Origin of the sequence: Azospirillum brasilense (genome assembly GCF_005222205.1) — a bacterium.
Lineage (GTDB): Bacteria > Pseudomonadota > Alphaproteobacteria > Azospirillales > Azospirillaceae > Azospirillum > Azospirillum brasilense_G.
This window is the reverse complement of record NZ_CP032348.1, coordinates 598,768-625,339: the sequence shown is the minus strand read 5'-3', so window position 1 is coordinate 625,339 and position 26,572 is coordinate 598,768. Positions and strand designations below refer to the sequence as shown.

The 26,572-nt window shown below is 70.6% G+C and carries 25 protein-coding genes; 12 read left to right on the top strand and 13 right to left on the bottom strand.

What is annotated here, in order from left to right:
* Positions 1–7: 7 nt before the first annotated feature.
* The 3 genes from D3869_RS28810 to D3869_RS28800 all read right to left on the bottom strand — a co-directional run bounded on the left by D3869_RS28810 (position 8) and on the right by D3869_RS28800 (position 3,804).
* Entirely contained in the window at positions 8–1,798 is a 1,791-nt protein-coding gene (locus tag D3869_RS28810; RefSeq protein ID WP_137143159.1) for a TRAP transporter large permease, read from the bottom strand.
* Between the two features lie 169 nt (positions 1,799–1,967).
* Complete coding sequence (locus D3869_RS28805; protein ID WP_137143158.1) at positions 1,968–2,588, bottom strand: TRAP transporter small permease subunit; 621 nt, start codon at positions 2,586–2,588, stop codon at positions 1,968–1,970.
* 130 nt (positions 2,589–2,718) lie between these two features.
* Positions 2,719–3,804, bottom strand: coding sequence for a TRAP transporter substrate-binding protein (locus tag D3869_RS28800; RefSeq protein WP_137143084.1), 1,086 nt, complete (start codon positions 3,802–3,804; stop codon positions 2,719–2,721).
* A gap of 389 nt (positions 3,805–4,193) precedes the next feature.
* Between D3869_RS28800 and D3869_RS28795 the strand changes: the two genes are divergently transcribed.
* The 8 genes from D3869_RS28795 to D3869_RS28765 all read left to right on the top strand — a co-directional run bounded on the left by D3869_RS28795 (position 4,194) and on the right by D3869_RS28765 (position 13,202).
* Entirely contained in the window at positions 4,194–6,875 is a 2,682-nt protein-coding gene (locus tag D3869_RS28795; RefSeq protein WP_137143083.1) for a 2-oxoglutarate dehydrogenase E1 component, read from the top strand.
* Positions 6,876–6,962: 87 nt separating this feature from the next.
* A complete protein-coding gene (locus tag D3869_RS28790; RefSeq protein ID WP_137143082.1) occupies positions 6,963–8,651 on the top strand; it encodes an acyl-CoA dehydrogenase family protein in 1,689 nt (562 codons plus the stop codon).
* A 112-nt stretch (positions 8,652–8,763) separates the two neighbouring features.
* Complete coding sequence (locus D3869_RS28785; RefSeq protein ID WP_137143081.1) at positions 8,764–9,723, top strand: LysR family transcriptional regulator; 960 nt, start codon at positions 8,764–8,766, stop codon at positions 9,721–9,723.
* Positions 9,724–9,845: 122 nt separating this feature from the next.
* Entirely contained in the window at positions 9,846–10,598 is a 753-nt protein-coding gene (locus tag D3869_RS28780) for a glucose 1-dehydrogenase (RefSeq protein ID WP_014199621.1), read from the top strand.
* A gap of 142 nt (positions 10,599–10,740) precedes the next feature.
* A complete protein-coding gene (locus D3869_RS28775; protein WP_040137917.1) occupies positions 10,741–11,946 on the top strand; it encodes a CoA transferase in 1,206 nt (401 codons plus the stop codon).
* Between the two features lie 93 nt (positions 11,947–12,039).
* Positions 12,040–12,195, top strand: a complete 156-nt coding sequence (locus D3869_RS33310; protein ID WP_175426651.1) for a hypothetical protein — start codon at positions 12,040–12,042, stop codon at positions 12,193–12,195.
* A gap of 124 nt (positions 12,196–12,319) precedes the next feature.
* Positions 12,320–12,922 (top strand): cytochrome c oxidase subunit 3, encoded by a 603-nt coding sequence (locus D3869_RS28770; RefSeq protein WP_137143080.1) that lies wholly within the window; start codon positions 12,320–12,322, stop codon positions 12,920–12,922.
* Positions 12,923–12,926: 4 nt separating this feature from the next.
* Positions 12,927–13,202 carry a cytochrome C oxidase subunit IV family protein gene (locus D3869_RS28765; RefSeq protein WP_137143079.1) on the top strand — a complete coding sequence of 92 codons (276 nt, stop codon included), beginning with the start codon at positions 12,927–12,929 and terminating at the stop codon, positions 13,200–13,202.
* Positions 13,203–13,263: 61 nt separating this feature from the next.
* Here the strand turns inward: D3869_RS28765 and purT are convergent, their stop codons facing one another.
* The gene (gene purT / locus D3869_RS28760; RefSeq protein WP_137143078.1) at positions 13,264–14,433 is read right to left on the bottom strand and encodes a formate-dependent phosphoribosylglycinamide formyltransferase; all 1,170 of its coding nucleotides are present in this window, start codon (positions 14,431–14,433) and stop codon (positions 13,264–13,266) included.
* Positions 14,434–14,530: 97 nt separating this feature from the next.
* Positions 14,531–15,028 carry a hypothetical protein gene (locus D3869_RS28755; protein WP_137143077.1) on the bottom strand — a complete coding sequence of 166 codons (498 nt, stop codon included), beginning with the start codon at positions 15,026–15,028 and terminating at the stop codon, positions 14,531–14,533.
* Positions 15,029–15,372: 344 nt separating this feature from the next.
* Here D3869_RS28755 and D3869_RS28750 point away from each other — a divergent pair, with 344 nt between their 5' ends.
* The 3 genes from D3869_RS28750 to D3869_RS28740 are packed head-to-tail and all read left to right on the top strand — an operon-like array spanning position 15,373 to position 18,234.
* On the top strand, positions 15,373–16,425 hold the full coding sequence (locus tag D3869_RS28750; protein WP_247896035.1) for an iron ABC transporter substrate-binding protein: 1,053 nt from the start codon (positions 15,373–15,375) through the stop codon (positions 16,423–16,425).
* A 28-nt stretch (positions 16,426–16,453) separates the two neighbouring features.
* The gene (locus tag D3869_RS28745) at positions 16,454–17,434 is read left to right on the top strand and encodes a FecCD family ABC transporter permease (RefSeq protein ID WP_137143076.1); all 981 of its coding nucleotides are present in this window, start codon (positions 16,454–16,456) and stop codon (positions 17,432–17,434) included.
* Positions 17,431–18,234 (top strand): ABC transporter ATP-binding protein, encoded by an 804-nt coding sequence (locus D3869_RS28740; RefSeq protein WP_137143075.1) that lies wholly within the window; start codon positions 17,431–17,433, stop codon positions 18,232–18,234. Before D3869_RS28745 ends, D3869_RS28740 begins: the two co-directional genes overlap by 4 nt.
* A 7-nt stretch (positions 18,235–18,241) precedes the next feature.
* On the opposite strand, the gene D3869_RS28735 is transcribed toward D3869_RS28740, so the two are convergent.
* From D3869_RS28735 to D3869_RS28700, 8 genes are all read right to left on the bottom strand, one after another.
* Positions 18,242–18,883 (bottom strand): sulfite oxidase heme-binding subunit YedZ, encoded by a 642-nt coding sequence (locus D3869_RS28735; RefSeq protein ID WP_137143074.1) that lies wholly within the window; start codon positions 18,881–18,883, stop codon positions 18,242–18,244.
* A gap of 1 nt (position 18,884) precedes the next feature.
* Positions 18,885–19,832, bottom strand: coding sequence for a protein-methionine-sulfoxide reductase catalytic subunit MsrP (gene msrP / locus D3869_RS28730; RefSeq protein ID WP_137143073.1), 948 nt, complete (start codon positions 19,830–19,832; stop codon positions 18,885–18,887).
* A 285-nt stretch (positions 19,833–20,117) separates the two neighbouring features.
* Positions 20,118–21,152: a Gfo/Idh/MocA family protein gene (locus D3869_RS28725; RefSeq protein WP_137143072.1), complete on the bottom strand. Its 1,035-nt coding sequence runs from the start codon at positions 21,150–21,152 to the stop codon at positions 20,118–20,120.
* A 5-nt stretch (positions 21,153–21,157) separates the two neighbouring features.
* The gene (eda, locus tag D3869_RS28720) at positions 21,158–21,793 is read right to left on the bottom strand and encodes a bifunctional 4-hydroxy-2-oxoglutarate aldolase/2-dehydro-3-deoxy-phosphogluconate aldolase (RefSeq protein WP_014199635.1); all 636 of its coding nucleotides are present in this window, start codon (positions 21,791–21,793) and stop codon (positions 21,158–21,160) included.
* The gene (locus tag D3869_RS28715; RefSeq protein WP_137143071.1) at positions 21,790–22,488 is read right to left on the bottom strand and encodes a GntR family transcriptional regulator; all 699 of its coding nucleotides are present in this window, start codon (positions 22,486–22,488) and stop codon (positions 21,790–21,792) included. Before D3869_RS28715 ends, eda begins: the two co-directional genes overlap by 4 nt.
* Positions 22,489–22,576: 88 nt before the next feature.
* Complete coding sequence (locus D3869_RS28710) at positions 22,577–23,509, bottom strand: sugar kinase (RefSeq protein WP_137143070.1); 933 nt, start codon at positions 23,507–23,509, stop codon at positions 22,577–22,579.
* 159 nt (positions 23,510–23,668) lie between these two features.
* Positions 23,669–24,613 carry a DMT family transporter gene (locus D3869_RS28705; protein ID WP_137143069.1) on the bottom strand — a complete coding sequence of 315 codons (945 nt, stop codon included), beginning with the start codon at positions 24,611–24,613 and terminating at the stop codon, positions 23,669–23,671.
* 166 nt (positions 24,614–24,779) lie between these two features.
* The gene (locus tag D3869_RS28700; protein ID WP_137143068.1) at positions 24,780–25,256 is read right to left on the bottom strand and encodes a hypothetical protein; all 477 of its coding nucleotides are present in this window, start codon (positions 25,254–25,256) and stop codon (positions 24,780–24,782) included.
* Positions 25,257–25,611: 355 nt separating this feature from the next.
* On the opposite strand from D3869_RS28700, the gene D3869_RS28690 reads away from it, so the two are divergent.
* Positions 25,612–26,406 (top strand): response regulator transcription factor, encoded by a 795-nt coding sequence (locus tag D3869_RS28690; RefSeq protein WP_137143066.1) that lies wholly within the window; start codon positions 25,612–25,614, stop codon positions 26,404–26,406.
* Positions 26,407–26,572: the final 166 nt, after the last annotated feature.

Sequence of the window (26,572 nt, the reverse complement as noted above, 5' to 3'; positions counted from 1 at the left end):
GTCTCGATCACTTGAATTCCAGCGGCGGCAGGTCGTCGTTCAGGTCGCCGCCGAGGCCCTTGAACTGCTCTTCGATCTGCTTGTCGTCGAGCTTGGTGGCGGTCGACTTGTAGTGCATGACCATCTGCGGGAAGGCGATCACCAGGGCCACCATGACGAGCTGGATGACCACGAAGGGCACCGCGCCCCAGTAGATCTGGCTGGTCAGGACGGGAGCCGTCTCCTTCTTCGTGATGCGGTCGATGTAGGGCAGCTTGGGCGCCACCGAGCGCAGGAAGAACAGCGAGAAGCCGAAGGGCGGGTGCATGAAGCTGGTCTGCATGTTCACCGCCAGGATGACGCCGAACCACACCAGATCGATGCCCAGACGCTCCGCCGCCGGGGCCAGCAGCGGGATGACGATGAAGGCCAGCTCGAAGAAGTCGAGGAAGAAGGCCAGCAGGAAGACCATCACGCTGACCGCGATCAGGAAGCCCATCTGCCCGCCGGGCAGGGAGACCATCAGCTCCTCGACCCAGATGTGGCCGTTGACGCCGTAGAAGGTCAGCGAGAACACCCGCGCGCCGATCAGGATGAACAGCACGAAGGCCGCCAGCTTGGCCGTCGAATAGGTGGCCTGCCGCACCATGTCGAAGTTCAGGCGCTTCTTCATGGCCGCGAGCGCCAGCGCGCCGACCGCACCCATGGCGCCGCCCTCGGTCGGGGTGGCGAGGCCGATGAAGATGGTGCCCAGCACCAGGAAGATCAGCGCCAGCGGCGGCACCATGACGAAGGTCGCCTGCTCGGCCATGCGGGAGATCAGGCGCCGGCCGGTCGCCCGCTCCACCACCGCCACCGTTAGGGCGTAGAGCGCGCCCGCCGCGATGGAATCGCCGATCAGGGCCAGGGTGGTCCACTCGTTGACCGTCAGCCACGCCGCCGCCGCGGTAAGCGCCGCCGTGGCGACGGTCTGCAGGACGAGGCGCTGCGCGCCGAAGCCGCGGTTGAAGGCGGCTGCCAGGAAGGCGACCAGCACCGCCACCGAGAGCAGCAGCACGACGTAGTCGGCGCCCGACTTCACGTCGGTGCGGCCCATCACCCAGGTGGCGACCGTGCCCGAGAACAGGGCCAGCAGGCCGAGCTGCCAGACGCCGCGCGCGCCGTTCGGCTCGCGGTGGGCGATGGCCTCCGGCGGCAGGCCGGGGGCGGCCTTGGGCCAGATCATCGAGACGACGAAGACGTAGAGGGCGTAGAGGCCGGCGAGCAGCAGGCCGGGGACGAAGGCGGCCTCGTACATGTCGCCGACCGAGCGGCCGAGCTGGTCGGCCATGACGATCAGCACCAGCGACGGCGGGATGATCTGGGCCAGCGTGCCCGACGCCGCGATGACGCCCGACGCCAGACGGCGGTCGTAGCCGTAGCGCAGCATGATCGGCAACGAGATCAGGCCCATCGAGATCACCGAGGCGGCCACAACGCCGGTCGTCGCGGCGAGCAGCGCGCCGACGAAGATGACGGCGTAGGCCAGACCGCCGCGGATCGAGCCGAAGAGCTGCCCGATGGTGTCGAGCAGATCCTCGGCCATGCCGGACCGCTCCAGCACCAGACCCATGAAGGTGAAGAAGGGCACGGCCAGCAGCACGTCGTTGTTCATCGTGCCGTAGACGCGCTCGGGCAGCGCCTGGAACAGGTCGGGGCGGAACAGCCCGATCTCGATGCCGATCAGGCCGAACAGCAGCCCGTTGGCGGCCAGCGCGAAGGCCACCGGATAGCCGAGCAGCAGCATGCCGACCAGCGTGGCGAACATGATCGGCGCCATGTTGTGGCCGAACCAGCCGCGCCAGCCGTCCTGTTCGGCCAGCGCCGCGGCGCCGGGCACCGGCAGCACGTAGAGCGCCACGGCAACCACCGCCAGCAGCACCAGGGAGATGACGGACAGCCGGACGGCGCGCGGCGAAGGGGTGGGGGAGGTCGTGCTCATCGCGCGGTCACCGGCTGGGAAGGGTGTCGGGGTGGGTGGTGCGCTCGCGTTCGGCCGCCAGCAGCCGTTCCGCCTCGGCCTCGGCCGCCGCCTGATGGCCGCCGGCCCGCTGCTGGTCGTCCTCCAGATGGCCGGACATGATCGCGGCGCGCTTGGCCAGCTCGGACAGGCCCTGGATGAACAGCACGGTGAATCCCAGCGGAATCAGCATCTTCGCCGGCCATTGCGGCAGGCCGCCGGCGTTCATCGACTGCTCCTCGATCATGTAGGAGGCGATGGCGAAGGGCCAGGAGGTGACCAGCATCACGAAGCTGAAGGGCAGCAGGAAGGTCAGATGGCCGAACAGGTCGATGGTGTCGCGGGCGCGCTTGCCGAGCTGCGCGTTCACGATGTCGATGCGAATGTGCTCGTCCTCCTTCAGCGTCCAGGGGGAGCACAGCAGGAACACGGCGGCGAACAGCACCCATTGCAGTTCGAGCCAGGAATTCGAGCTGACGTCGAACATCTTGCGGACGACCGCGTTGACGGCCGACACCAGGATCGCCAGCACGATCAGCCAGGATATCGCCTTGCCCAGCCGCGCGGTGACCGCGTCGACCAGCCGGCAGGCCCCGACCAGGGCCGTCATGAAGGGGGAAGCGTTGGGGCTCGGCATGGTGGGCAGGCCCTCCCGAAAAAGCCGGTCGCGCGAAACGCGACGATGCCACGGCCGGAGAGCGGCGGCCCCGCTCCCCGGTCATGGTTGAGGACGTGCCGGATCAGCGCCGGGCGAGGCGGAGGACGGCGCTGTCGTAGGCGTATTCCGACGCCTGGTTCCACAGGTTCGAATCCGTCTGGAAGCGGCGGTAGCTCTCGTAGAACTTCTTGAAGGTCGGGTTCTTGTCCGACAGCTCGTCGTAAAGCTCCATGGCCGCCTTGTGGCTGGCCTGCAGCACGTCCTGCGGGAAGGCGCGCAGCTTGGCGCCCTTCTCCACCACGCGCTTCAGCGCCGCCGGGTTCAGCACGTCGTAGCGCGCCACGCTGTCGACGTTGGCCAGCGCCGCCGCCGAGGTCAGCGCCGCCTGGTAATGTTTGGGCAGGCTGTTCCAGCGGTTCGTGTTGATGAAGAAGTGCTGGAGCGAGGTGCCGTCCCACCAGCCCGGGTAATAATAGTTCGGCGCGATCTTGTAGAGGCCGAGCTTCTCGTCGTCGTAGGGGCCATTGAACTCGGCGGCGTCGATGGTGCCGCGCTCCAGCGCCGGGTAGATGTCGCCGCCGCTGACCTGCTGCGGCACGACGCCCAGCTTGGACAGGATCTGGCCGCCGAGGCCGGAGATGCGGAACTTCAGCCCCTTGAGGTCTTCCGCATTCTTGATCTCCTTGCGGAACCAGCCGCCCATCTGGGAGCCGGTGTTGCCGCCGGCGAGCGCCTTCAGGTTGTGGCCGGCGTAGAACTCCTCCAGCAGCTTGCCGCCCTCGCCGTGGTAGAACCAGGCGTTCTGCTGGCGGGTGTTCAGGCCGAAGGGCAGGCAGCAGCCGAACGCGAAGCTCGGGTCCTTGCCCACATAGTAGTAGGACGCGGTGTGGGCCATCTCCACCGTGTCGTTGCTGGCGGCGTCGAGCGCCTGCAGCGCCGGCACCAGTTCGCCGGCGGCGAAGACCTGGATCTGGAACTTGCCGTCCGTGGCCTCGGCGATGTTCTTCGCCATCACCTCGGCGCTGCCGTAGAGAACCTCGATGTTCTTCGGGAAGCTGGACACGCAGCGCCAGCGGATCGTCGGCTCCGACTGGGCGATGGCCGGGGCGGCGAGGGTGGAGGCGCCGGCAACGACGGCGGCACCCTTGAAGAATTGACGGCGCTTCATGTGGATATTCCTCCCGAGATTTTTGTGGCCGAGATTTTTGTTGCCCGGACGACGCGATGCTGGTCCGAGGACGCTTGGTCCCCGGTGGGTGGCCGGGGAGGGTGTGGTGACCCTGACAGTGGATCAGGCGGCCGGACAGCGGAATGCGTTTTGCCGGCATATCAGCCATAAGCGCGGCAAGCCATCAGCGGTACGAACGGTTTCACCCGAAACCCGCGGCGGCCCGCCCCAACCGGTGCGGGCGCGGACGGTTTGCTATGCCCGCAATGAATATCTGCTACAGGCACGCCATGCGCTCCGCACCGCGCGATGGGTCGATAAGCTGGGGGCAACTGGTCTCCGACCGCCATCAAACCGACGGATGTTCAATCGCATGAACGGTGTGCGCCATGTCTAGGCTGTCCTCTCCGCTCAACGCCGCCGGAGCCGCCTATCTCGAAGCGTTGCAGGAACGCTTCCGCGAGGACCCCGCGTCGGTGGACGTGAGCTGGCGCGCCGTCTTCCAGATCCTGGACGAGCTGGGCGCCGTTCCCGCCGGAGCACCGTCAGGTGGTCCGGCCGGCGATCCGACGGTTCCGCTGCGGCAGGAGGAGATCCGCCAGCGCGGCCACGCCGCCGCCGCGCTCGACCCGCTGGGCCGCTCTGCGCCCCTCGAATCTTCCGCGTCCGAGGACGCCCAGACCGCGCGCCTGCGCCGGCTCTACCAGGGCACGCTGACGCTGGAGACCGCGCACATCGACGATCCGGCTCTGCGCTCCTGGCTGCGCGACGCCTATGAGGGGGCGGAGACCGCTCCGCCCGCCGAGGCGCGCCGCCGCGCGCTGGCGCTGCTGACCGCGGCGGAGGAGTTCGAGCGGTTGCTTGGCGTCCGCTACCCGACCAAGAAGCGCTTCGGGGCGGAGGGCATGGAGACGCTGATCCCGCTGCTCGACCGCATCCTCGCGGCGGCGGCGGCGGCGGGCGTCACCGAGGTGCAGGTCGGGACCATGCACCGCGGCCGGCTCAGCCTGATGGCCAACGCGCTGGGCAAGCCGCTGGTCGAGCTGTTCGCCGGCATCAAGGGCATGCACCCCTTCCTGGCCGACCCGCCGGTTCCCGCCGACGTGCCCTATCACATGGGGGTGGAGAGCACCCTGTCCTTCGGCGAGCGGTCGCTGGCCCTGACCCTGTCGCCCAACCCGTCGCACCTGGAGGCGATCAACCCGGTCACGCTCGGCCGCGCGCGGGCGCGCCAGGACCTGGAACGGTCGCAGGGCGGCGACGCCAAGCGGGTGCTCTGCGTGCTGCTGCACACCGACGCCAGCGTGATCGGCCAGGGCAGCGTGACGGAGGCGCTGCAACTGTCCGGCGTTCCAGGCTTCACCGTGGCCGGCACCATCCACGTCATCGTCAACAACCAGATCGGCTTCACCACCGAGCGGGAGGAGGCGCGGACCTCGCTCCACTGCACCGGCCTGTGGAAGGCGGTGGACAGCCCCATCCTGCACGTCAACGCCGATGATCCCGACGCCGCGCTGCGCGCCGCCGACCTCGCCGTGGCCTTCCGGCAGGCGCACGGGCGCGACGCGGTGATCGACCTCGTCGGCTACCGCCGCAACGGCCACAACGAGATCGACGAGCCGCGCTTCACCCAACCGCTCGACTACAAGGCGATCGACGCCCACCCGCCGGCCCGCGCCCTCTACGCGCAGCGGCTGGCCGCCGACGGGCTGGTCGGCCCCGAGGAGGCGGAGGCGCTGGCCGCCGGGCACAAGACCCGCTTCCAGGAGGCGCTGGCCGCGGCCTCCGACCACCGGCCGAACCACGACGGCTTCCCCGGCGGGCGCTGGGCGCCCTTCGCCCCGGCCGGCACGCTTCCCGCCGAACCGGACACCGGCATCGCCGACGACCGGCTGCGCGGGCTGCTGGCGGCGCTGGCCGCCATTCCCGACGGGCTTGCCGTGGACCGCAAGGTGGAGCGCGTCATCCGCCGCCGCGCCGAGGAGCCGCTGGACTGGGCGACCGGCGAGGCGCTGGCCTTCGCCACGCTGCTGGCCGAGGGGACGCCGGTGCGGCTGACCGGCCAGGACGTGGTGCGAGGCGCCTTCTCGCACCGCCATTTCGCGCTGACCGACACCGTCACGGGGCGCCGCCATGTCAGCCTGAACCATCTGGGGATGGAGCAGGCGCGGTTCGACGTGGTCAACAGCCCGCTGTCGGAATACGCCGTTCTCGGCTTCGAGTACGGTTACAGCTTGGAGCGGCCCGACGCGCTGGTGATCTGGGAGGCGCAGTTCGGCGATTTCGCCAACGGCGCGCAGATCATGATCGACCAGTTCATCGTCAGCGCCGAGGACAAATGGCGCCAGCCCTCCGGCCTCGTCATCCTGCTGCCGCATGGGCTGGAAGGGCAGGGGCCGGAACACTCCTCCGCCCGGCCGGAGCGCTTCCTGCAGATGGCGGCGCGCGACAACATCCGCGTCGCCCATCCTTCCACCCCGGCCAACTACTTCCACCTGCTGCGCCGGCAGATGCTGCGCCGCGACCGCAAGCCGCTGGTGGTGCTGAGCCCGAAGACGCTGCTGCGCCTGCCCGCCGCCGTGTCGACGCTGGCCGAACTCGCGCCGGGCACCGCCTTCCAGCCGGTGATCGCCACCGCCGGGGCGCGGGTCGAGCGCATCCTGCTGTGCAGCGGCAAGCTGGCCTACGAGCTGGAGCGCGAGCGGGCCGAGCGCGGGCCGGAAACCGGTGCCGACGGTGTGGCGGTGGTCCGGCTGGAAATGCTGTATCCTCTGCCCGACGCCGCGCTGTCGGCGCTGTTCCGCCGCTGGCCGGGCGCGTCCTGCGTCTGGGTGCAGGAGGAGCCGTGCAATCTCGGCGCCTGGACCTATCTGGACCGCCGTCTGGAGGCGTTGCGCGCCGCCGCCGGCTGCGCCGAACCGCGCGTCGCCTGCGTGGCCCGCGACGAGGCGGCGTCCCCCGCCGGCAGCTTCCACGGCGACCACGAGGCCGACCAGCGCCGGCTCGTTGAGCAGGCCTTCGCCGGGATCGCCGCGTCCCTCCCGCCCCGCGAGACGATCGCGGCGGACTGACGCCCCGGCCCTGGAATCCCTCTCCTCGGAGGGGAGAGGGCCGGATGTATGGACTGAACCGAACAACAAGAACCGAGGAAACGCGCCATGTCGTCCACCCCAACCTCCAACGGCCCGGTTCCGCTGCCCGACCTGCTGTCCACCACGGCGGCGGCGCTCGACGCGGTGGCGCGGCTGGCCGAGGCCGCCGAGCGCGGCGTCGCCGCGCTGGTGGCGCCGGACGGGCGCGTCGATGCGGCGGCGCTCGACCGCCATCAGGTGGCGGCGCACGGCTTCGCCTGGGTGGCGACCTACGCCGAGGCGCTGCGCCAGATGCAGGGCTGGGCGGAGCGGCTGGACCGCGCCGGCCGGCTGGGCGAGCTGGAGGCCTGCATGCTCCAGGCTGCCTTCGGCGAGTATCTGGCCCAGCTTGACGGCGGTCTGGCGATGAGCCAGGGCGAGATCGTCCGCCCCGCCGATTTCGGGCTGGACGACGCGGAGCGGGCGGCCTTCCGCACCGGCGCGGTGCATCGGCTGATCGCCGCCGGCAACGCCTCCACCCTGCGGCTGCGCATCGCCGAGCTGCTGGCCGACGCGCTGCACGGCGGCGGCTTCGGCGAGGCGGCGCTGGAGGACGAGGCGCTCGACATGGTGCGTGAGCAGTTCCGCCGCTTCGTCGCCGACGTGGTGGAGCCGCACGCCCACGAGTGGCACCTGAAGGACGAGCTGATCCCGATGCCGGTCGTCGAACAGATGGCCGAGATGGGCGTCTTCGGCCTGACCGTGCCGGAGGAAGACGGCGGGCTCGGCATGGGCAAGCTCGCCATGTGCGTGGTGACGGAGGAGCTGTCGCGCGGCTACATCGGCGTCGGCTCGCTGGGCACCCGCGCGGAGATCGCCGCCGAGCTGATCCGCCTGGGCGGCACCGCCGAGCAGCGGGCGCGCTGGCTGCCGCGCCTCGCGTCCGGCGAGATCCTGCCGACCGCCGTCTTCACCGAGCCCAACACCGGCTCCGACCTGGGCAGTCTGCGCACCCGCGCCGTGCTGGACGGCGACACCTACCGCGTCACCGGGGCGAAGACCTGGATCACCCACGGCAGCCGCTCCGACCTGATGACCCTGCTGGTGCGCACCGATCCGGACGCCCCCGGCTACCGCGGCCTGTCGATGCTGCTGGCCGAGAAGCCGCGCGGCACCGAGGCCGACCCCTTCCCAGCCGAGGGCATGAGCGGCGGCGAGATCCCGGTTCTCGGCTATCGGGGCATGAAGGAGTACGAGATCGGCTTCGACGGCTTCGCGGTGCCGCGCGAAAACCTGCTGGGCGGCGTCGAGGGCCAGGGCTTCAAGCAGCTGATGGCGACCTTCGAATCCGCCCGCGTGCAGACCGCCGCCCGCGCCGTCGGCGTGGCGCAGAACGCGATGGAGCTTGGTCTGCGCTACGCCCAGGAGCGCCTCCAGTTCGGCCGCCCGCTCGCCGCCTTCCCGCGGGTGGCCGGCAAGATCGCCTGGATGGCCGTGGAGACGATGATTGCCCGCCAGCTCACCTATTTTGCCGCGCGGGAGAAGGACAGCGACCGCCGGTGCGACATCGAGGCCGGCATGGCCAAGCTGCTGGCGGCGCGCGTCGCCTGGTCGAACGCCGACAACGCGGTGCAGATCCACGGCGGCAACGGCTACGCGGTCGAGTATCCGATCAGCCGTGTGCTGTGCGACGCCCGTATTCTGAATATTTTCGAAGGGGCGGCGGAAATCCAGGCCCAGGTTGTGGCGCGTGGTCTGCTCACCCGGCGCAATTGATCGCGAGACACGGCGGAGGGCCGGGCAGGACTGACCTGTCAGGACTCCGCTTGTGTCATACCGGCGTATTCGCTATCCGACCCGGAGGCCGAACGACGAGACCTGTCCCGCGATGGAACTTCTGGAACTGCGCTACTTTGTTCAGGTGGCCGACCTTGGCAGCTTTTCCAAGGCGTCGGTCAAGCTTGGCATCACCCAGCCGGCGCTCAGCCGGCAGGTCCAGAAGCTGGAGCACGAGCTGCGCACCAGCCTGTTCTACCGCCATGGCCGCGGCGTCTCGCTGACCCAGCAGGGGCGCAAGCTCTACGACGTGGTGCGCCATCTGCTGGGCGCGCTGTCGGAGATCAAGGAGGAGATCCAGGACCAGTCGGAACGGCTGACCGGGTCGGTCACTCTGGGCCTCCCCCCGTCGATCTGCGCCACGCTGGGGGCGCCGCTGGCCCGCCGCTTCCACGAGAACTACCCCGACGCCACGCTGCGCATCCACGAGGTGTTCAGCGGCACGCTGCTGGAGTGGGTCGAGGGCGGGCGGCTCGACCTCGCCGTGCTCTACGACGCCCGGCGCGGGCGCAGCATGCTGTCCTCGCCGCTGCTCGTCGAGAATCTGCTGCTCGTCCAGCCCGCCAAGGACGCGGTGGCCGACGACGACGGGCCGGTCGAGGTGGAGACTCTGGGCGGCCTGCGCTTCGTCCTGCCGGGGCTGGAGAATGGCCTGCGCCGGGTGGTCGACGCGGCGGTGCGGCGGGCCGACATCGACCTCCAGGTCGACATGGAGATCGATTCCGTCACCGCCATCAAGCAGCTGGTGGAGGAGGGCATGGGCTCGACCATCCTGCCCTTCGGCGCCGTCCACCGCGAGGTGCGCCAGGGCCGGCTGATCGCCCGCGAAATCAGCTCGAAGGACATGCACGCCATGCTCGTCACCGCGACGCCGCTGCACCAGCCGGTGTCGAAGGCGACGCGCGCCCTGCTGCGGCTGATCCACGCCGAGGTGGCGAAATGCGTCGCCAACGGCGTGCTGAAGGGCAAGGTCGTCGCCCCCGGCAGCGCCGGAGAGAACAGCGCCCCCTGATGCGCTGTCGCGCAACACGGCTGTGCGGGCTGATAGCAGCTATGACGGATGGTCCATAGCACGGCCGGTGCGGCGCGGATAGCCTCCCCAACACCACATAATCCCTTGGGGAGGAAACAAGAATGACGAAGCGTCTGGACGGCAAGGTCGCCCTGATCACCGGTGCGGCGCAGGGGCTGGGCCTCGCGATGGCCGAGACCTTCGTGCGCGAGGGCGGCCGCGTGGCGGTCGTGGACATCAACGGCGATGCCGCCAAGGCGGTCGCGGAACGGCTGGGCGAGTCCGCCATCGGCATCGCCGCCAACGTGACCCGCATGGCCGATGTCGAGATGACCATCGCCGCCACCGTCGAGAAGTTCGGGCGGCTGGACATCCTGGTCAACAACGCCGGCTCCACCCACGCCAACGGCCCCTTCGAGAACGTGACGGAGGAGGAGTTCGACCGCGTCTTCGCGCTGAACGTCAAGTCGATCTACCTCTATTCCAAGGCGGTCGTCGCGACCATGCGGGCGCAGAAGTCCGGCGTGATCCTGAATCTCGGCTCCACCGCCGGCCTGCGGCCGCGTCCGGGCCTGGTCTGGTACAACGCGACCAAGGGTGCCGTGCACAACATCACCAAGTCGCTGGCGCTGGAGTTGGCGCCCGACAACATCCGCGTCTGCGCGCTCGCCCCGGTCGCCACCGAGACGCCGCTGCTTGCCACCTTTATGGGCGGCGACACGCCGGAGAAGCGGGCGCGCATGATGGGCATCGTGCCGCTGGGCCGCCTGGGCCAGCCGACCGACGTCGCCAACGCCGCCCTCTACCTCGCGTCGGACGAGGCGGCTTTCCTGACCGGCGTGGTGCTGGAGATCGACGGCGGGCGCTGCGTGTAAGGCGCGTCGTCCGTTAGCCCCCACCCCGACCCTCCCCCGCTCTCGCAGGGGAGGGAGAATGGTCCCCTCCCCTGCGAAGCGGGGGAGGGTCGGGGTGGGGGCACCCGTCCACCACGTTGTTTCCATCTGGATCGAGACTCCCATGTCCTCGCTTCTCTCCGATCTGCGCGTCGTCGAGGTGTCGGCCTTCATCGCCGCCCCGCTGGGCGGCATGACGCTGGCCCAGCTGGGCGCGGAGGTGATCCGCATCGACCCCATCGGCGGCAACATCGACTACCGGCGCTGGCCGGTGGCGCCGAACGGCACCAGCCTCTACTGGACCGCGCTGAACAAGGCGAAACGGTCGGTGACGCTGGCGCTCGACCGGCCAGAGGGGCGGGAGATCGCCCAGGCGATCATCACCGCCTCGGGCGAGAACGCGGGCTTCCTGCTGACCAACCTGCCGGCCAGCGGCTGGATGGGCTACGAGGCGCTGTCGGCCAAGCGCGACGACCTGATCATGCTGCGGCTGACCGGCAACCCGGACGGGTCGGCGGCGGTCGATTACACCGTCAACTGCGCCAGCGGCTTCCCGATGGCGACCGGCCGCGGCGGCGAGCCGGTGAACCATGTGCTGCCGGCCTGGGACGTCGCCGCCGGCCTCTATCTGGCCACCGGCCTGCTGGCGGCGGAGCGGCACCGCCGCCGCACCGGGCGCGGGCAGGAGGTGACGGTGGCGCTGGCCGATGTGATGCTGGCAACGGTCGGCAACCTTGGCTACCTCGCCGACGTCCGGGTGAACGGCGCCGTGCGGCCGCCGATGGGCAACGATCTCTACGGCGCCTATGGGCGCGACTTCGCCACCGCCGACGGCCGGCGGGCGATGGTCGTCGCCATCTCCAACCGTCAGTGGAAGGCGCTGGGCAAGGCGACCGGGCTGACCGAGCGGCTGGCGATGATCGGCCCGCTGATGGACGTGGACATGAACGACGAGGGCGGGCGCTTCGTGGCGCGCGACGCCATCTCCGCCGTGCTCGCCCCCTGGTTCGCCGCCCGCACCCTGTCCGAGGTCGAGAGCGCCTTTGCCGGGGCGGGGGTGCTGTGGGGGCCGTACCGGGATTTCGGCCAGCTGGTGGCGGAGGACGCGCGCTGCTCCACCGCCAACCCGCTGTTCCGCGAGGTCGAGCAGCCGGAGGTCGGGCCGCTGCTGGTCCCCGGCTCGCCCCTCGGCTTCCCCGGCCTGGGTGAGCGCACCGACCACCGGCCGGCGCCCGTGCTGGGGCAGGACACCGACGCGGTGCTGGCCGACCTGCTCGGCCTGCCGTCCGCCGAGATCGGCCGCCTGCACGACGCCGGCATCGTCGCCTGATCCCGTGAGCGGGGCGAGACGACCGGTGCCTGGGGGTGTTGGTGAGGCTTACGGCGGGCCGCAGCGGTCCGCCTCATGCCGGAGGATGACGCGATGGGCGACAACCGCAACACCGACTCCCAACCGCAAGCCGAGAACGACCGCGCGGCGGGCAAGCCCGAGGACCAGCCGGCGGCGACCAAGGACGAAATGACCAAAGCCCAGGAGGACGCCGCGCGGGAGCGCGCGGAAAAGGGCGGCTATCAGTGACCGGCGCCAAATGATCAGCGCCAGCTGATCGGCAACCCGCCGCGAGTTTGCCCCCGGGCAAAGACGGCGCCACTGGCCCGCGTCATGGTCCCTTCCGGTCATCACTTCCGGAAGGACAGCGGACATGACGGAAACGGCCGCGCCGACGACGGTGGTCGCTGCGGAGGAAGCTGCGGACGGGGAGGCCGCCGATTGGGGACCCCTCTCCAGCCTGCCCGGCAACCCCATGATGTGGATTCTCATCCTGGGGGAGCTGGCGGCCTTCGGGGCGATGTTCATCGGCTTCGCGGTGGCGCGCGCCCTCGACCCGGCGACCTTCGACGCGTCGCAGGGGCAGTTGGACCGTCTGCTCGGCGGCGTGAACACCATGGTCCTGGTGACAAGCGGCTGGCTGGTCGCCGTCGCCGTGCGGCGCCGGGGCTCGGGCCGCTCCCACAGGGTGGCGATGCTCGGCGCGATGGCCCTCGGCGGCCTGTTCCTCGCCATCAAGGCGGTCGAATACGGCGACAAGATCGGCCGGGGCCTCACGCTGGAGACCAACAGCTTCTTCCAGCTCTATTATCTGCTGACCGGCTTCCACGCGATGCACGTCGCCGCGGGGATCGTCATCCTGGGCATCGTCACGTGGTGGGACAGCCTGGAGAACCTGGAGACCGGGGCCGCCTTCTGGCACATGGTGGACCTGATCTGGGTGCTGCTCTACCCCATCGTCTATCTGCTGAGGTGAGGCGATGGCGATCCTGACACGCACCTGGATGGTGCTGATGCTGCTCACCGCCGTCTCGATGTGGGCCGGGCATGGAACCGGCGGTCTCGGCCCGCTCGGGGTCGGACTCGTCCTCGCCGCGGCCAACCTCAAGGCCGACCGGATTCTCACCCAGTATCTGGACCTTCGCCGTGCGGACGGCGGATGGCGGGCGGGATTCCGGGTTCTCCTCACCCTGCTGTGGGTGGCGCTCTTCGGGATCTACGTTCTCTATCCGATGATCGGCGCGGCTCTGCGCTGAGAGGCGGTTCGCAGCCGGGTCGCGCCGTCGGAGATCGACGGTCGCGCCCGGCTCCGCAACATCACTCGTAGCGGATGCTGACCGCCGAAGCGGCCTTCAGCGCGCGCTCGCGCGCGTCGTCGGTGTCGGTGCCGGCGGCGAGCGCCACGCCCATGCGGCGGTTCTTGCGGGTCGTCGGCTTGCCGAACAGGCGGACGTCCACGTCATGCTCCGGGCTGCCCACGCGCATGGCGTCGGCCAGACCCTCGATGGCGAAGCGCTCGGCCTCGCGGTCGGCCAGGATGACGGCGGAGGCGGCCGGGCCGCGGACATGGATCGCCGGGATCGGCAGGCCCAGGATGGCGCGCGCGTGCAGGTCGAACTCCGACAGGTTCTGCGACAGCAGGGTCACCATGCCGGTGTCGTGCGGGCGCGGCGATAGCTCGGAGAAGACGACCTCGTCCTTGGTGACGAAGAACTCGACGCCGAAGATGCCGTAGCCGCCGAGATTGTCCACGACCTTCGCCGCCATGTCCTTGGCGTCGTCCAGCAGCGCCGCGGGCATTGGCACCGGCTGCCAGGATTCCTGATAGTCGCCGCGCTCCTGCCGGTGGCCGATCGGCTCGCAGAACAGGATGCCCTCGCGGGTGCGGACGGTCAGCAGGGTGATCTCGTACTCGAAGGGCACGAACTCCTCGACGATGACCTTCCGGCGGTCGCCGCGCATGTTGGCGACGGCGTAGGTCCAGGCGGCCTCAAGCTCGTCGGCGGTCCGGACGGTGCTCTGCCCCTTTCCGGAGGAGGACATGACCGGCTTGATGACGCAGGGCAGGCCGGTGTGCTCCGCCCCGGCGATCACCTCCTCCAGGCTTTCGGCGTAGCGGTACTTTGAGGTGCGCAGGCCCAGCTCCACCGCGGCGACCTCGCGGATGCGGTCGCGGTTCATCGTCATGGTGGCGGCGCGGGCGGAGGGGACGACGGTCAGCCCGGCGTCCTCGAACTCGTGCAGCACCTCGGTGCGGATGGCCTCGACCTCCGGCACGATGAAGTCCGGCGTGTGCTTGGCGATGGCCGCGCGCAGGGCGTCCGCGTCGAGCATGGAGAAGACCTCCGCCGCGTCGGCGACCTGCATCGCTGGGGCGTTGGCGTAGCTGTCGCAGGCGATGACCTCGCAGTCGAGACGCTTGGCGGCGATGACGAACTCCTTCCCGAGTTCGCCCGAGCCGAGAAGAAGGATTTTGGCCGTGAACATGCGCGGACTCCCGTGACGCAGACGCCCGCGGAGCTTTACCCCAACGCGGGCCGTGCGTACATGGCCGAACGCATGCGTACGCCGCATGGACCGGGCGCTATTGCAGGCTGCCCCAGCGCCGGGTGGCGGGTTCGGCCAGCGCCCAGCGCCACTGGCCGTCCTTGGCCCGGCAGATGGTGGTGACGTTGAAGTCGGGCGCGTCGTCGAGCGTGAAGACCACGTCCTTGCAGGGGATCGCCTCGCCGAAGCCGCGGGCCACCTGCACCGTGCCGGTCTTGCCGCTCAGCGGCAGCTTCTCCTCCACCGTCCAGGTCGCCGCCTGCCCGACGGCGAGCGGACCGGCGGCGCGGGCGACGGCGTTGTGGACGTTGTCGGTGATCCGCCGCTCCGCGTATTTCACGCCCTGGTCGATGCCGTAGCTGGCCCCGGCGCCGGCGATGATGCCCAGCACCGGGTTGCCGGTGGCCGAACCGACCGTCGCCGCCACGCCCGCCGTGGTCACTCCCGTGACCGCCGAACCGAACCCGGCGCAGCCGGACAGCGCGAGCAGGGCGGCGGTGGCGAGGGCAACGCGGCGGAGCGGAGACGCGGTCATGGAGCGGCACGGGTTTTGTGGACGGACCGCGGCACCCTATCCGTTCGGATGGGGAAGCCGCCCGTGGCCAAAGCGTGACCTTCGCGGGCGGCTTGGCGCGCTTGTCCCTAGGCAATATCCCTCTCCCGCCTCGGGAGAGGGTGCCCGCGAAGCGGGCGGGTGAGGGTACAGCCGAGGATCAAGGCGCTTGCCGATTGCCGGGACCCTCACCCTTCCCGCGCTTTGCGCGGGCCCCTTCCCTCTCCCGGGACGGGAGAGGGGATTCAAAGGCGATTGTCGTATGGACGGTGGCGGGCTCAGACCCCATGCTTTGGAGGGGCGGCTACGGAAGAAGCAGGATCGGCATGGCGGGCAGACACGGATGGATGGCGGGCGCGGGGGCCGGGCTGCTGCTCGCCCTGCTGGCCGGGCCGGCGGCGGCGGAGCGGATGGTCACCGACTCCTCGGGGCGCCGCGTCACCGTGCCGGACCGGGTGGAGCGCGTGTTCCCCGCCGGGCCTCCGGCCTCCGTCGTCGTCTACATGCTGGCGCCCGAGAAACTGCTGGGCTGGACGCGGGCGATCAGCCCGCCGGAGCGGCCCTTCCTCCCCGACCGCTACGCCGATCTGCCGGAACTGGGGCGGCTGACCGGGCGCGGCAACACCGTCAACCTGGAAACCGTGGTCGCTGCGAAGCCGGACGTCGTCGTCGATGTCGGCAGCACCGCCCCGACCTTCGTCTCGCTGGCCGACCGGGTGCAGGAGCAGACGCGGGTACCGACCCTGCTGATCGACGGGCATCTCGCCGACTCCGCGCGCACCTTCCGCACGCTCGGTGCGCTGATGGGCGTGGCGGAGCGGGGGGAGGAGCTGGCCCGCTACGCCGAGCGGACGCTGAACGACGTGCGCCGCCGCTTCGACGACGTGCCGGAGGGCAAGCGGCTGAAGGTCTATATGGCGCGCGGCCCGCGCGGGCTGCAGACCGGCATCCGCGGCTCGATCAACGTCGAGGCGCTGGACGTCGCCGGGGTGCGCAACGTCGCGGCGGAAAACCTCGGCAACGGCGGGTTGGTCAACGTCTCGATGGAGCAGGTCCTGGCTTGGCAGCCGGACGCCATCGTCACCATCGACCGCGGCTTCTACGAGAGCGTGTGGACCGACCCGCTGTGGCAAGGGGTGAAGGCGGTGCGCGACCGGCGCGTCTACCTCTCGCCGGGGCTGCCCTTCACCTGGATCGATTCCCCGCCCGCCGCCAACCGCCTGCTCGGCCTGCGCTGGCTGGGCGCCGTCCTTTATCCGGAGCTGTTTCCGGAGGATCTGCGCGAGGAGACGCGACGTTTCTATGCCCTCTTCTACCACCGGGAGCCCACCGCGGAGCAGATCGACGCCCTCCTCGCCGGCAGCCGCCCGCCGGGGTGAGGTCCCCTTCGCGCTGACGCTGGGCGGGGTGGCCGCGCTGCTGGTCGCCGCGGTCTGCGTCGCCTTCAGCATCGGCGCCTATCCCGTTTCGCCGGGGGAGCTGGCCGGGCTGCTCGCGGCGAAGCTGGGGCTCGGGAGCGCCGCCGTCGCCCCGGCGGTGGAGACGGTGATCTGGGACATCCGCGGCCCGCGCGTGCTGACCGCCATGCTGGTCGGGGCGGGGCTGGCCGCCTCGGGCGCCGCCTATCAGGGGCTGTTCCGCAACCCGCTGGTCTCGCCGGACATTCTCGGCGTGTCGTCGGGGGCGGCGCTGGGGGCGGTGCTGGGCATCTTCGCCGCGCTGCCGGTCCTCGCCATCCAGGGCATGGCCTTCGCGGGCGGGCTGCTGGCGGTGGGGGTGGTGCTGGCCGTCGCCTCGGCCATTCGCGGGCGGGACCCGGTGCTGGTCCTGGTGCTGGGCGGCGTGGTGATCGGGGCGCTGCTGGGCTCCGGCGTGGCTTTGCTGAAGTATCTGGCCGATCCCTACAACCAGTTGCCGGCGATCACCTTCTGGCTGCTCGGCAGCCTGTCGGCGGTCAACCGCGGCGATCTCGCGGCGCTGGTCCCGCCGGTGGCGGTGGCGCTGCTGCCGCTGGTCCTGCTGCGCTGGCGGCTCGACGTCATGACGCTGGGCGACGAGGAGGCGACGGCGCTCGGCGTGCCGGTGCGGCTGGTGCGGGTGGTGGTGATCGCGGCGGCGACGCTGATGACCGCCGCCGCGGTGTCGGTCAGCGGCATCGTCGGCTGGGTCGGGCTGCTGGTGCCGCACCTCGCCCGGCTGATGGTCGGCCCGGCCTTCGTCCGGCTGCTGCCCACGGCGGTGCTGCTGGGGGCGGCCTATCTGCTGGCGGTGGACACGCTGGCGCGCAGCTTGGGGCCGGTGGAGCTGCCGCTGGGCGTGCTGACCGCGGTGATCGGCACGCCGGTCTTCCTCTGGCTGCTCGCCTTCGGAAAGCGCGGCTGGTCATGAGCGCGCGGCTGTCGGTCGAGGACCTCGCCTTCGGCTATGGCGAGCGGATGGTCGGCGCCGGGGTCGGCTTCGCCGTGGCGGCGGGGGAGGTGCTGTGCCTGCTCGGCCCCAACGGCGGCGGCAAGACGACGCTGTTCAAGACGCTGCTTGGACTGCTGCCGCCGCGCGGCGGTCGGGTGCGCGTCGATGGCGAGGACACCGCCGGCTGGTCGCCGCGCCGCCGGGCGCTGGCCTTCGGCTATGTCCCGCAGGCGGGGGCGGGGCAGTTCCCCTTCACCGTGCGCGAGATGGTGCTGATGGGCCGCACGGCCCACCGCGGCGCCTTCAGCGCCCCCGCCGCGTCCGACCACGCCGCCGCCGAGGCCGCGCTGGAACGGCTGGGCATCGGGCATCTGGCCGAGCGCGACTGGCTGCGCATCAGCGGCGGCGAGCGGCAGATGGCCCTGATCGCCCGCGCGCTGGCCCAGGCGCCGCGCGTGCTGGTGCTCGATGAGCCGACCGCCAGCCTGGACTTCGGCAATCAGGTGCGCGTTCTGGAACAGGTGCGGCGGCTGGCGGACGGCGAGGGAGGCGAGGGGCTGACGGTGGTCTTCTCCACCCACCATCCGGAGCAGGCCTTCGCCATCGCCGACCGGGTGGCGCTGCTGCACGGCGGGCGGCTGGCCCGCTTCGGCACGCCGGAGGAGGTCATCACCGCCGCGATGATGCGCGAGGTCTACGGGACGGAGGTGGAGGTGGTGGCCGTGGGGACGGACGGGATGCGGGTGTGTTTGCCAGTCGGGCTCAAAAGGCCGGGCTGAGGCTGGCTCAGGTCCGGTAGGACGGGGAGAGCCGCCCCGCCGCCGGCGACTTCGCGTAGCGCAGCGCGACCAGCCCCAGCAAGATTGCCGCGTAGACGAAGGGCGGGTACTGCCAGCCCTTGACCAGCATCACGTAATGGACGCAGCCCGCCGCCCCGGCGACGAACACCGCCTTGTGCAGCGCCTTCCAGCGCCGCCCGCCGAGCCGCCGCACCATGCCGTTGGTCGAGGTCGCGGCCAGCGCCGTCAGGATCACGAAGGCGCCCATGCCCACGGTGATGTAGGGCCGCTTCACGATGTCCTTCCACACCGCCGCCCAGTCGAAGAACTGGTCCACCCCGACGTAAACGGAGACGTGAAGCAGCGCGTAGAAGAAGGCGAACAGCCCGATCATCCGGCGGAACCGCGCCAGCCCCGCCTGACCCGTCAGGATGCGCAGCGGCGTGACGGCCAGTGCGACCAGCAGCAGGCGCAGCGCCCACAGCCCGCTCTGCCGCACCGCCTCGGCCACCGGCTCGGCCCCCAGCCCGCCGCTCAGGCCCAGCCAGACCATCCAGCCGAGCGGGACGAGCCCCAGGGCGAACACCACCGGCTTCGCCCAGCGCGAGGCGAGCGCCTGGGCGACCGGGCCTTTCGACGTTGCGGCCATCTCAGTAGTTCTTCCGCAGATCCATGCCGGTGTAGAGGGACGCCACCTCCTCGCCATAGCCGTTGAAGGGCAGCGTCTTGCGGCGGGAGAACTCGCCGACGCGGCGTTCCGTCGCTTGGCTCCAGCGCGGGTGGTCGACCTCCGGGTTCACGTTCGAATAGAAACCGTACTCGCGCGGCTGCGAGCGGTTCCAGGAGGTCGGCGGCTGATCCTGCGTCAGGGTGATGCGGACGATCGACTTGATCGATTTGAAGCCGTACTTCCACGGCACGACCAGCCGCACCGGCGCGCCGTTCTGGTTGGGCAACGTCTCGCCGTACATGCCGACCGCCAGGATGGTCAGCGGGTGCATGGCCTCGTCCATGCGCAGCCCCTCCACATAGGGCCATTGCAGCACGGGATATTTCAGGCCGGGCATCTGCGAGCGGTCGGCCAGCGTCTGGAAGGCGACGTATTTGGCGTTGCCGGTCGGGTCCACGCGCTTGAGCAGCTCGGCCAGCGGGAAGCCGACCCAGGGGATGACCATCGACCAGCCCTCGACGCAGCGCAGGCGGTAGACGCGCTCCTCCAGCGGGAAGGACAGCAGGTCCTCGATGCCGAAGGTGGTGGGCTTGCCGGCCTCGCCGTCCACCGCGATCTCCCACGGGCGGGTGCGCAGCGTGCCGGCGTTCTCGGACGGATCGGTCTTGTCCGTCCCGAACTCGTAGAAATTGTTGTAGCTGGTCGCCGACTTCATCGGAGTCTGGGCGTCCATCTTGGGGTCCTTCGGGCTGACCGTCAGCGGAGCCTGGAAGGGCGCGGCCAGCGCCGGACCCGGCAGGACACCCGTGCCGCCGAGCGCCAGGGCTGCGGCGCCGCCGGCGATGATGGAGCGCCGGGACAGGAACAGGCCGCGGGGCGTCACCTCGTTCTCGCTGGCTTGCGACGCGCTCCGGACTTTGATGAGCATGAACACTCTCCACAGGAAAGCCGCCGGGAGGCGACAGCGCCCCCCGTCCCTCATCTAGCCTTGGTCGCCGCTCCCGGCAAATCAAGCGCGGGACACGAGTTCGTGAGCGAAAGGTGAGGAGTCTTCGAGTCCCTCTCCCGCCCCGGGAGAGGGAGGGACCCGCCGCGAAGCGGTGGGAGGGTGAGGGTACTGCCGAGGATCGGGGTTTGATCCTCGCGCGACCCTCACCCGCCCGCTGCGCGGGCACCCTCTCCCGGGGCGGGAGAGGGGAGCGACGTATCCGCCTCAGTCTTCCGGAACCGCCGTGACGGCGCCGCTTTCCGAGGATTTGAGGATCGCCTCGATCAGCCGGTGGACCTTCAGCGCCTCCCGCCCGGACACGCGCGGCTGGGTGCCGTGGTCGAGCGCGTCGAGGAAGTCGGCCAGAACGGCGCGGTGATGGGCGTTGGAGAAGGCCATGGGATCGGCCCCGCCGCCCAGCGTGCCCGCCGTCTCCCCCGCCTGGACCGTCTCGCCGGAGCGCAGCTGCACCTCCAGCCGGTCGCCGATCAACAGGGCGGAGCCGGCGGACCCGGCGATCTCGATGCGCTCCGGGTAGCCGGGATAGGCCGCGGTGGTGGCGTCCACCGTGGCGAGCAGCCCGCCGTCGTAGCGCAGGGCGGCGCACACCACGTCCTCGGTGTCGATGGGGCGCAGGCCGCTGGTGTTGGCGAAGGCGGCGACCTCGCGCGGCAGGCCGAGCAGGCTGACATAGAGGTCGAGCGTGTGGATGGCCTGGGTCAGCAGAACGCCGCCGCCGTCCCGCGCCTTCATGCCGCGCCCGGGCTGGGCGTAATAGGCGTCGTCGCGCCACCAGCGCACCACGACGGAGGCCGACAGCGGACGGCCCAGCGCGCCGGTGCGCAGCAGCTCCGCCAGCCGTTCCGCGGCGGCGCGGAAGCGGTGCTGGAGCATGACGCCGAGCGTCAGCCCGGCGCGCTCCATGCTCTCCACCACGGCGCGGCAGCCGGCCGAGGTGGCGTCGAGCGGCTTTTCCAGCAGCACATGCTTGCCGGCGGCGGCGCAGCGGGCGACGAGGTCGGCGTGGGTGTCCGGCGGGGTCAGCAGCAGGACGGCGGAGACGGTGGGGTCGTCGAGGATCGTCTCCGCCCGGTCCACCGCCGGCAGGCCGAAGCGCGCCGCGAAGGCGGCCCGCCGCTCGGCGGACGGGCTGAAGCAGCCCGCCACCTCCACCCGGTCCGCCAGATCCCGCAGGCTCTGGGCGTGCGGCGTCGCCGCCATGCCCAGCCCGATCACGCCGACGCGCCGCCGCCCCGTCATGCCGGTCAGCCCTGGGCCAAAGCGGAGGCCTCGCGGGCCAGCCGCTCGATCTCGGACCAGCGGCGCTCCTTCACCGCGTCGGCCGGGGTCAGCCAGGTGCCGCCGAGCGCGAAGACGTTGGGGAGCGACAGGATCTCCTTCACATGCTCCGCCTTGAGGCCGCCGGTCGGGCAGAAGCGGATCTCCGGCATCAGCGGCGCCATGCCGCGCAGCGCCGGGGCGCCGCCGTTCAGCATCGCCGGGAAGAACTTCAGCTCGCGGAAGCCGTGCTCCATGGCGATCAGCGCCTCGGCCACGGTGGCGATGCCCGGCAGATAGGGCAGGCCGGCGGTCTTGGCGGCCTCCGCCAGACGGTCGGTCAGGCCGGGGCTGACGACGAAGCGGGCGCCGGCGTCGCGGGCCTGGGCGAACTGCTCAGGCCGGATCAGCGTGCCGAGGCCGACCAGGGCGCCCGGAACGCGGGCGGCGATGGCCTCCGCGCAGGCCAGCGCCGCGGGGGTGCGCAGCGTCACCTCCAGCGTGGTCAGGCCGCCGGCGACCAGCGCCTCGGCCAGGGCGACCGCGGTGTCCGGCTCGTCGAGGACGAGGACCGGGACGATGCGCGGGCCGGACAGGGAGGGTTCAAGACGCGGGTGGGTCATGTCAGGGCCTCGGCAGGAGAGAAATACAAGGGGGTGGCGTGCCGCATGTCGTCGATGGTCAGCAGCAGGCCGTCGATGTGGTCGCCGAGCGCCTTCACCGCGCGGGCGGGGTCGTGGTCCGCGATGGCGGCGACGATGGCCTCGTGCTCGGCGATGACGGTCGCCAGGCGGCCGGGATAGGGAAGGGTCAGGTGGCGGCAGCGGTCGATCTGCACCTTCACCTGCTGGGTGATCGGCCAGAAGCCGGGATAGCCGGCGATGTCGGCGATCAGCGCGTGGAACGCCTCGTCCGCCTGGTGGAAGCCGTCGGCGCAGCCCGAGGCGTCGACCTCGCGCTGGCGCTCCAGGTTGGCCTGGAGGGCGGCGACCTGGCTGCGCGTCGCGCGTTCCGCCGCGAAGCGGACGGTCGCCTGCTCCAGCGTCTTGCGGATCAGGTTGGCTTCCGGCAGGTCGGCGATGGGGATGCGCGCCACGAAGGTGCCCGACTGCGGAAAGACCTCCACCAGCCCCTCGTCGGCCAGCCGCAGGACGGCCTCGCGCACCGGGGTGCGGCTGACGCCGAAGGCTTCGGCCACCAGCTTCTCCACGATCGGGTCGCCCGGCCTGCGGGCCAGCGACACGATGTCGGCCCGCAGATCGCGGTAGATCGCCGCCGCCGCCGTGGTCCCGCGCTGCGACGCGCGGGGCGGCTTCATGGTTCCCGGGGCGGTCGACGTCTGGCCAGGGGGCGTCAGGGCTGTGGGCGTTGGGCCTGGGGGCATGGAGGGTCCCTCCGTCAGGGGATCAGCCGTCCAGCACGGACGCCATGGCGTCGCGCGGGATGACGGCGCCGCGGTGCTGGATGACCACGGCGGCGATGCGGTGGGCGGAGCGCGCCGCCTCGACCGGGCCCAGGCCCTTCAGGCGGGCGCTGAGGTAACCGGCGCTGAAGCTGTCGCCCGCCGCGGTGGTGTCCACGACCTTGGCGACCTTCTCCGACGGCACGGTCTCCTCGACGCCGGGGGCGGAGACGATGCAGCCCGGCTTCTCCAGCTTCAGCACGATCTCCGTCACCCCGGCGCCGCGCACGCGGGCCATGGCGCTGTCGGCGTCGGCGTCGCCGTAGAGGCCGCGCAGGTCCTCGACGCCCGGCAGGGCGATGTCGGCGCGCCGGAGCATCGCGTCGTAGGCGCGCTGCGCCGTCTCACGGTCGGGCCACAGGCGGGGGCGCCAGTTGGTGTCGAAGGCGACGCGGCCGCCGCGCTCGCGCAGGCGGTCGAGCATGGGGAACAGCACCTCGCGCCCGCGCTCGCCCCAGATGGCCAGGCTGATGCCGGACATGTAGAGCAGGTCGTAGCTTTCCAGGTCGGCGACCAGCGCCGGGCTGTCGGGCAGGACGAACAGGTCGCGGGCCGGCGCGGAATCGCGCCAGTAGAGGAAACGCCGCTCGCCGCTGTCGTCCGTCTCGATCATGTAGAGGCCGGGGACGCGGTTGGGGACGCGCAGCACATGGCCGGTGCCGACCCCTTCGGCTTCCCAGGTGGCGACCATGGCGTCGCTGTTGCCGTCGTCGCCCAGAGCCGTCACGTAATCGGTTGCCACGCCCAGCCGCGCCATATAGACGGCGGTGTTGAGGGTGTCGCCGCCGAAGCCCATGGTGAAGGTCCCGTCGGGACGGCGCACCAGTTCGATCATGCATTCGCCAAGGGCCGCAACCCGGCGCGCGGACTCACCCATCGCCATCCCCCGTCCGGCGGGCCGACCCGCCGGTTCCTGCTAAAGAGTTCGAACAACACGGGTTTTTAATCCCGTGCCTCCCAAGAGCAAGTATACTAATATATCAATGTCCGAGGCAAGGCTTTTCGGGCCCTGGCCCTGGCCCTGGTCGTGGGGTGGTCATGCGGCGTTTTGCTGCTGCTTCTTGCGCAGCCGCTCGCGATGGGCGGTGTAGAGGCCGCTGGCGATGATGATTCCGGCGCCCAGGAAGGTCCAGTGGTCGGGCAGCGCCCCGAAAATCAGGAAGCCCAGCAGGGTGGACCAGACGATCTGCACGTAGGAACAGGGGGCGAGCACCGACGCCTCGCCGAAGCGGTAGGCCTGGACCATCAGCCATTGCCCCATGGTGGAGACCAGACCGATCAGGGCGCCCAGCGCCACCTCCGTCCAAGTCGGCATCGCGACGTTGAAGGGGAGCAGCACGGTCAGCACGGCAAGGCCCGTCAGGGCGGTCCAGATCAGGGTGGTGGTGGGATGCTCCTGCCCGGTCATCTTGCGGGTGATGACCACGCCGGTCGCCCAGCTCATCGCCGACAGGATGGGGAAGACGGCCGCCGGCTGGAAGGCCGCCCCGCCGGGCCGGATGACGATCAGCACGCCCAGGAGCCCGACCAGCACCGCCGCCCAGCGGCGCGGTCCGATCTTCTCGCCCAGCACCAGGATCGACAGCACCGTGACGAAGACCGGCGAGACGTAGCTGGTCGCCGCCGCCTCCGCCAGGGGCAGATAACGCATGCCCATGATGAAGAACAGCGCCGACCCGAGCATCCCCAGGGCGCGCAGGACCTGCAGGCCGGGGCTGGCGGTCTTCATCACCGGCGGACCGCCGCGGATCATCAGCGGCAGCAGCAGCGTCGTGAAGCCGACGTAGCGCATCCAGCCGATCTCGATGGAGGGCAGCGTCTGGGACAGATACTTCGCCGTCGCGTCGGAGCAGGAGAAGAAGAAGACCGCCGCAACGACCATCAGAATCCCGCGTACGGGATCGTCGCGGCGCTCGCTCCCGTGGGACGGCACGGTCTGGGCGGCGGACACCCCTTCCGGGGGGCGGGAGCAGTCGGGCATGGCCGGGGGGCGTTTCCAGGCAGGAGGGCGGCAGGCAAACGGATGGCCCGGGTCTCGGCCCGGTTAACCATCAGGTTACTGATATATCATGCCTGGTAACAATGGTGCGGAGCGTCATGGCAGCCATACGGCCCGGCCCCGCGAATCCACAAGATGGCCCCGCGGATCAGCCGTCGCGGTGCTCCGTCGGGGCGGGCGCGCGCAGGGCCGAGGTGACGGCGGGCGCCGGCCGCAGCAAGGGTGTCGGCGGGTTGATCGGCAGATCCATCAGGCCGCGGCGGGCGGCGTTGCGCTCCAGCTCGTAATCAGGATCGGGGAAGCGTTGCAGAAGCGTCTCGTAGGTGTCGCGCGCCGCGGCGGGGCAGCCGAGGATGCGGAACGCCTCCCCCTGCCGCAGCAGGGCGCCGGCCTCCGTCCCGCGGTGGTAGGAGGCGAGGCTGGCGGCCACGGCGAACCACTGGTCATAGGCGGCCCACAGCGCCTCCACCGTCGGCCCCTCGCATTGCCCGGCAACCACCGTCGCCTCCAGCGCCTGCCGGTAGGCGGTGTCGGGCGCCGGGCTGGTCATTGCGCAGCCGCCCGCCAGCAGGAGGACGCCCGCAAGGGCGGTTCCGGCAATTGCCTGTCGGTTGCGGGTCGGCATCGGTTCCTCTCCCCCGTTTGCATCCTATCGCCACCAGTCAAATACAACCCGGTTAAAGCCCGGTTCAAGCCTGTGGGGCGGCGTGCGGCGAGGTTCGGCGTTGCGGGCAACTCGGGAGGAAAATGCTTCGAATTTCGAGGCAAAGAGCAGCCAAGAATCTACGCCTTAACGGATATTAAAAGTCATATAAAAGCGGGCCGTAACATTATCCCTTGAGGTAAGCCGGATGGTTGACTCGCGGTACAGGAAGGCTATTACCTGAGGGTGTGAGAAAATAAAGCACTCGGAATTAAGGAAAATTTTAAGTGCCTTGTCGTCCCGCCCTCTAGTTGAAACCCCTGTTGCGGAGAATCCCATGCGCGCTGTCCTGGTTGAACCGAACCCCCTGATCGCCGACGCGCTCGGCCGTCAGCTCGGCATGGGGAAGATCCGCTACGACCGCCAGGACTGGGCCGGGCTGGAGGAGCTTCTGCAGGAGCAGGGGGCGGACGGGCTGGGCTACGACGCCATCGTCCTGGGCAGCGTCGACGATCCGGCGCGCTGCGTGGCGGCCTTACGGGCGCATCAGGTCGGGGCGGCGATCCTCTGCCTGCTCGACCGGCGCTGCGTGACGACGACGGTGGAGCTGCTGCACGCCGGGGCCGACGACGTGCTGGTCAAGCCGGTGGTCAGCGCCGAGGTGCGGGCGCGCATCGAGGTGGCGCGGCGGCGCTCGCGCGGCCTGCTGAGCAACGCGGTGCGGGTCGGCCAGCTCACGGTGTTCCTCGACGGGCGCGACCCGGAGGTCGGCGGCGAGCGGCTGCGGCTGAGCCAGCGCGAGCACGCCATCCTCGGCGTGCTGGCCGCCCACCACCGCCGCGTCGTCTCCAAGGAGCACATCTACGACGAGGTCTATGGCCTGTCCGGCGCCGACCCGCTCGACAAGGTCATCGACGTCTACATCTGCAAGCTCCGCAAGAAGATCGCCGAGGCCACCGGCGGCGCCCGCTACATCGAGACCGTCTATGGGCGCGGCTACAAGTTCGAGGCCCCGCCCGAGCATGAGGAGGCCGCTCCGGCCGCCGCGCCGGCCGCCACCGCCCGCCGCTTCCCGGCCATGCCCTTCGCCGCCTCCGGCCTGCACCCCGGCTGTCTCGTCGCCGCCGAGTGACGGCACCATTTCAAAAGTCCTGCCCTGCGTTCCGCTTCCGACATTTTGAAAAGACGCCATGGCCGCGGCCCTTCGGGGCATGGGGGCTGAACCGCCCTGTGCGGTCGCCGCATTTTTATAAAATGCGCGATTACTTTTAAAAGATGCCCATCTTTGAAAGACGAAT

Coding starts and splice junctions, on each gene's coding strand:
- D3869_RS28810 (WP_137143159.1), bottom strand. CDS start 1,798: ATGGCGCCGATCATGTTCGCCACGCTGGTCGGCATGCTGCTGCTCGGC.
- D3869_RS28805 (WP_137143158.1), bottom strand. CDS start 2,588: ATGACGGCCCTGGTCGGGGCCTGCCGGCTGGTCGACGCGGTCACCGCG.
- D3869_RS28800 (WP_137143084.1), bottom strand. CDS start 3,804: ATGAAGCGCCGTCAATTCTTCAAGGGTGCCGCCGTCGTTGCCGGCGCC.
- D3869_RS28795 (WP_137143083.1), top strand. CDS start 4,194: ATGTCTAGGCTGTCCTCTCCGCTCAACGCCGCCGGAGCCGCCTATCTC.
- D3869_RS28790 (WP_137143082.1), top strand. CDS start 6,963: ATGTCGTCCACCCCAACCTCCAACGGCCCGGTTCCGCTGCCCGACCTG.
- D3869_RS28785 (WP_137143081.1), top strand. CDS start 8,764: ATGGAACTTCTGGAACTGCGCTACTTTGTTCAGGTGGCCGACCTTGGC.
- D3869_RS28780 (WP_014199621.1), top strand. CDS start 9,846: ATGACGAAGCGTCTGGACGGCAAGGTCGCCCTGATCACCGGTGCGGCG.
- D3869_RS28775 (WP_040137917.1), top strand. CDS start 10,741: ATGTCCTCGCTTCTCTCCGATCTGCGCGTCGTCGAGGTGTCGGCCTTC.
- D3869_RS33310 (WP_175426651.1), top strand. CDS start 12,040: ATGGGCGACAACCGCAACACCGACTCCCAACCGCAAGCCGAGAACGAC.
- D3869_RS28770 (WP_137143080.1), top strand. CDS start 12,320: ATGACGGAAACGGCCGCGCCGACGACGGTGGTCGCTGCGGAGGAAGCT.
- D3869_RS28765 (WP_137143079.1), top strand. CDS start 12,927: ATGGCGATCCTGACACGCACCTGGATGGTGCTGATGCTGCTCACCGCC.
- purT (WP_137143078.1), bottom strand. CDS start 14,433: ATGTTCACGGCCAAAATCCTTCTTCTCGGCTCGGGCGAACTCGGGAAG.
- D3869_RS28755 (WP_137143077.1), bottom strand. CDS start 15,028: ATGACCGCGTCTCCGCTCCGCCGCGTTGCCCTCGCCACCGCCGCCCTG.
- D3869_RS28750 (WP_247896035.1), top strand. CDS start 15,373: ATGGCGGGCAGACACGGATGGATGGCGGGCGCGGGGGCCGGGCTGCTG.
- D3869_RS28740 (WP_137143075.1), top strand. CDS start 17,431: ATGAGCGCGCGGCTGTCGGTCGAGGACCTCGCCTTCGGCTATGGCGAG.
- D3869_RS28735 (WP_137143074.1), bottom strand. CDS start 18,883: ATGGCCGCAACGTCGAAAGGCCCGGTCGCCCAGGCGCTCGCCTCGCGC.
- msrP (WP_137143073.1), bottom strand. CDS start 19,832: ATGCTCATCAAAGTCCGGAGCGCGTCGCAAGCCAGCGAGAACGAGGTG.
- D3869_RS28725 (WP_137143072.1), bottom strand. CDS start 21,152: ATGACGGGGCGGCGGCGCGTCGGCGTGATCGGGCTGGGCATGGCGGCG.
- eda (WP_014199635.1), bottom strand. CDS start 21,793: ATGACCCACCCGCGTCTTGAACCCTCCCTGTCCGGCCCGCGCATCGTC.
- D3869_RS28715 (WP_137143071.1), bottom strand. CDS start 22,488: ATGAAGCCGCCCCGCGCGTCGCAGCGCGGGACCACGGCGGCGGCGGCG.
- D3869_RS28710 (WP_137143070.1), bottom strand. CDS start 23,509: ATGGGTGAGTCCGCGCGCCGGGTTGCGGCCCTTGGCGAATGCATGATC.
- D3869_RS28705 (WP_137143069.1), bottom strand. CDS start 24,613: ATGCCCGACTGCTCCCGCCCCCCGGAAGGGGTGTCCGCCGCCCAGACC.
- D3869_RS28700 (WP_137143068.1), bottom strand. CDS start 25,256: ATGCCGACCCGCAACCGACAGGCAATTGCCGGAACCGCCCTTGCGGGC.
- D3869_RS28690 (WP_137143066.1), top strand. CDS start 25,612: ATGCGCGCTGTCCTGGTTGAACCGAACCCCCTGATCGCCGACGCGCTC.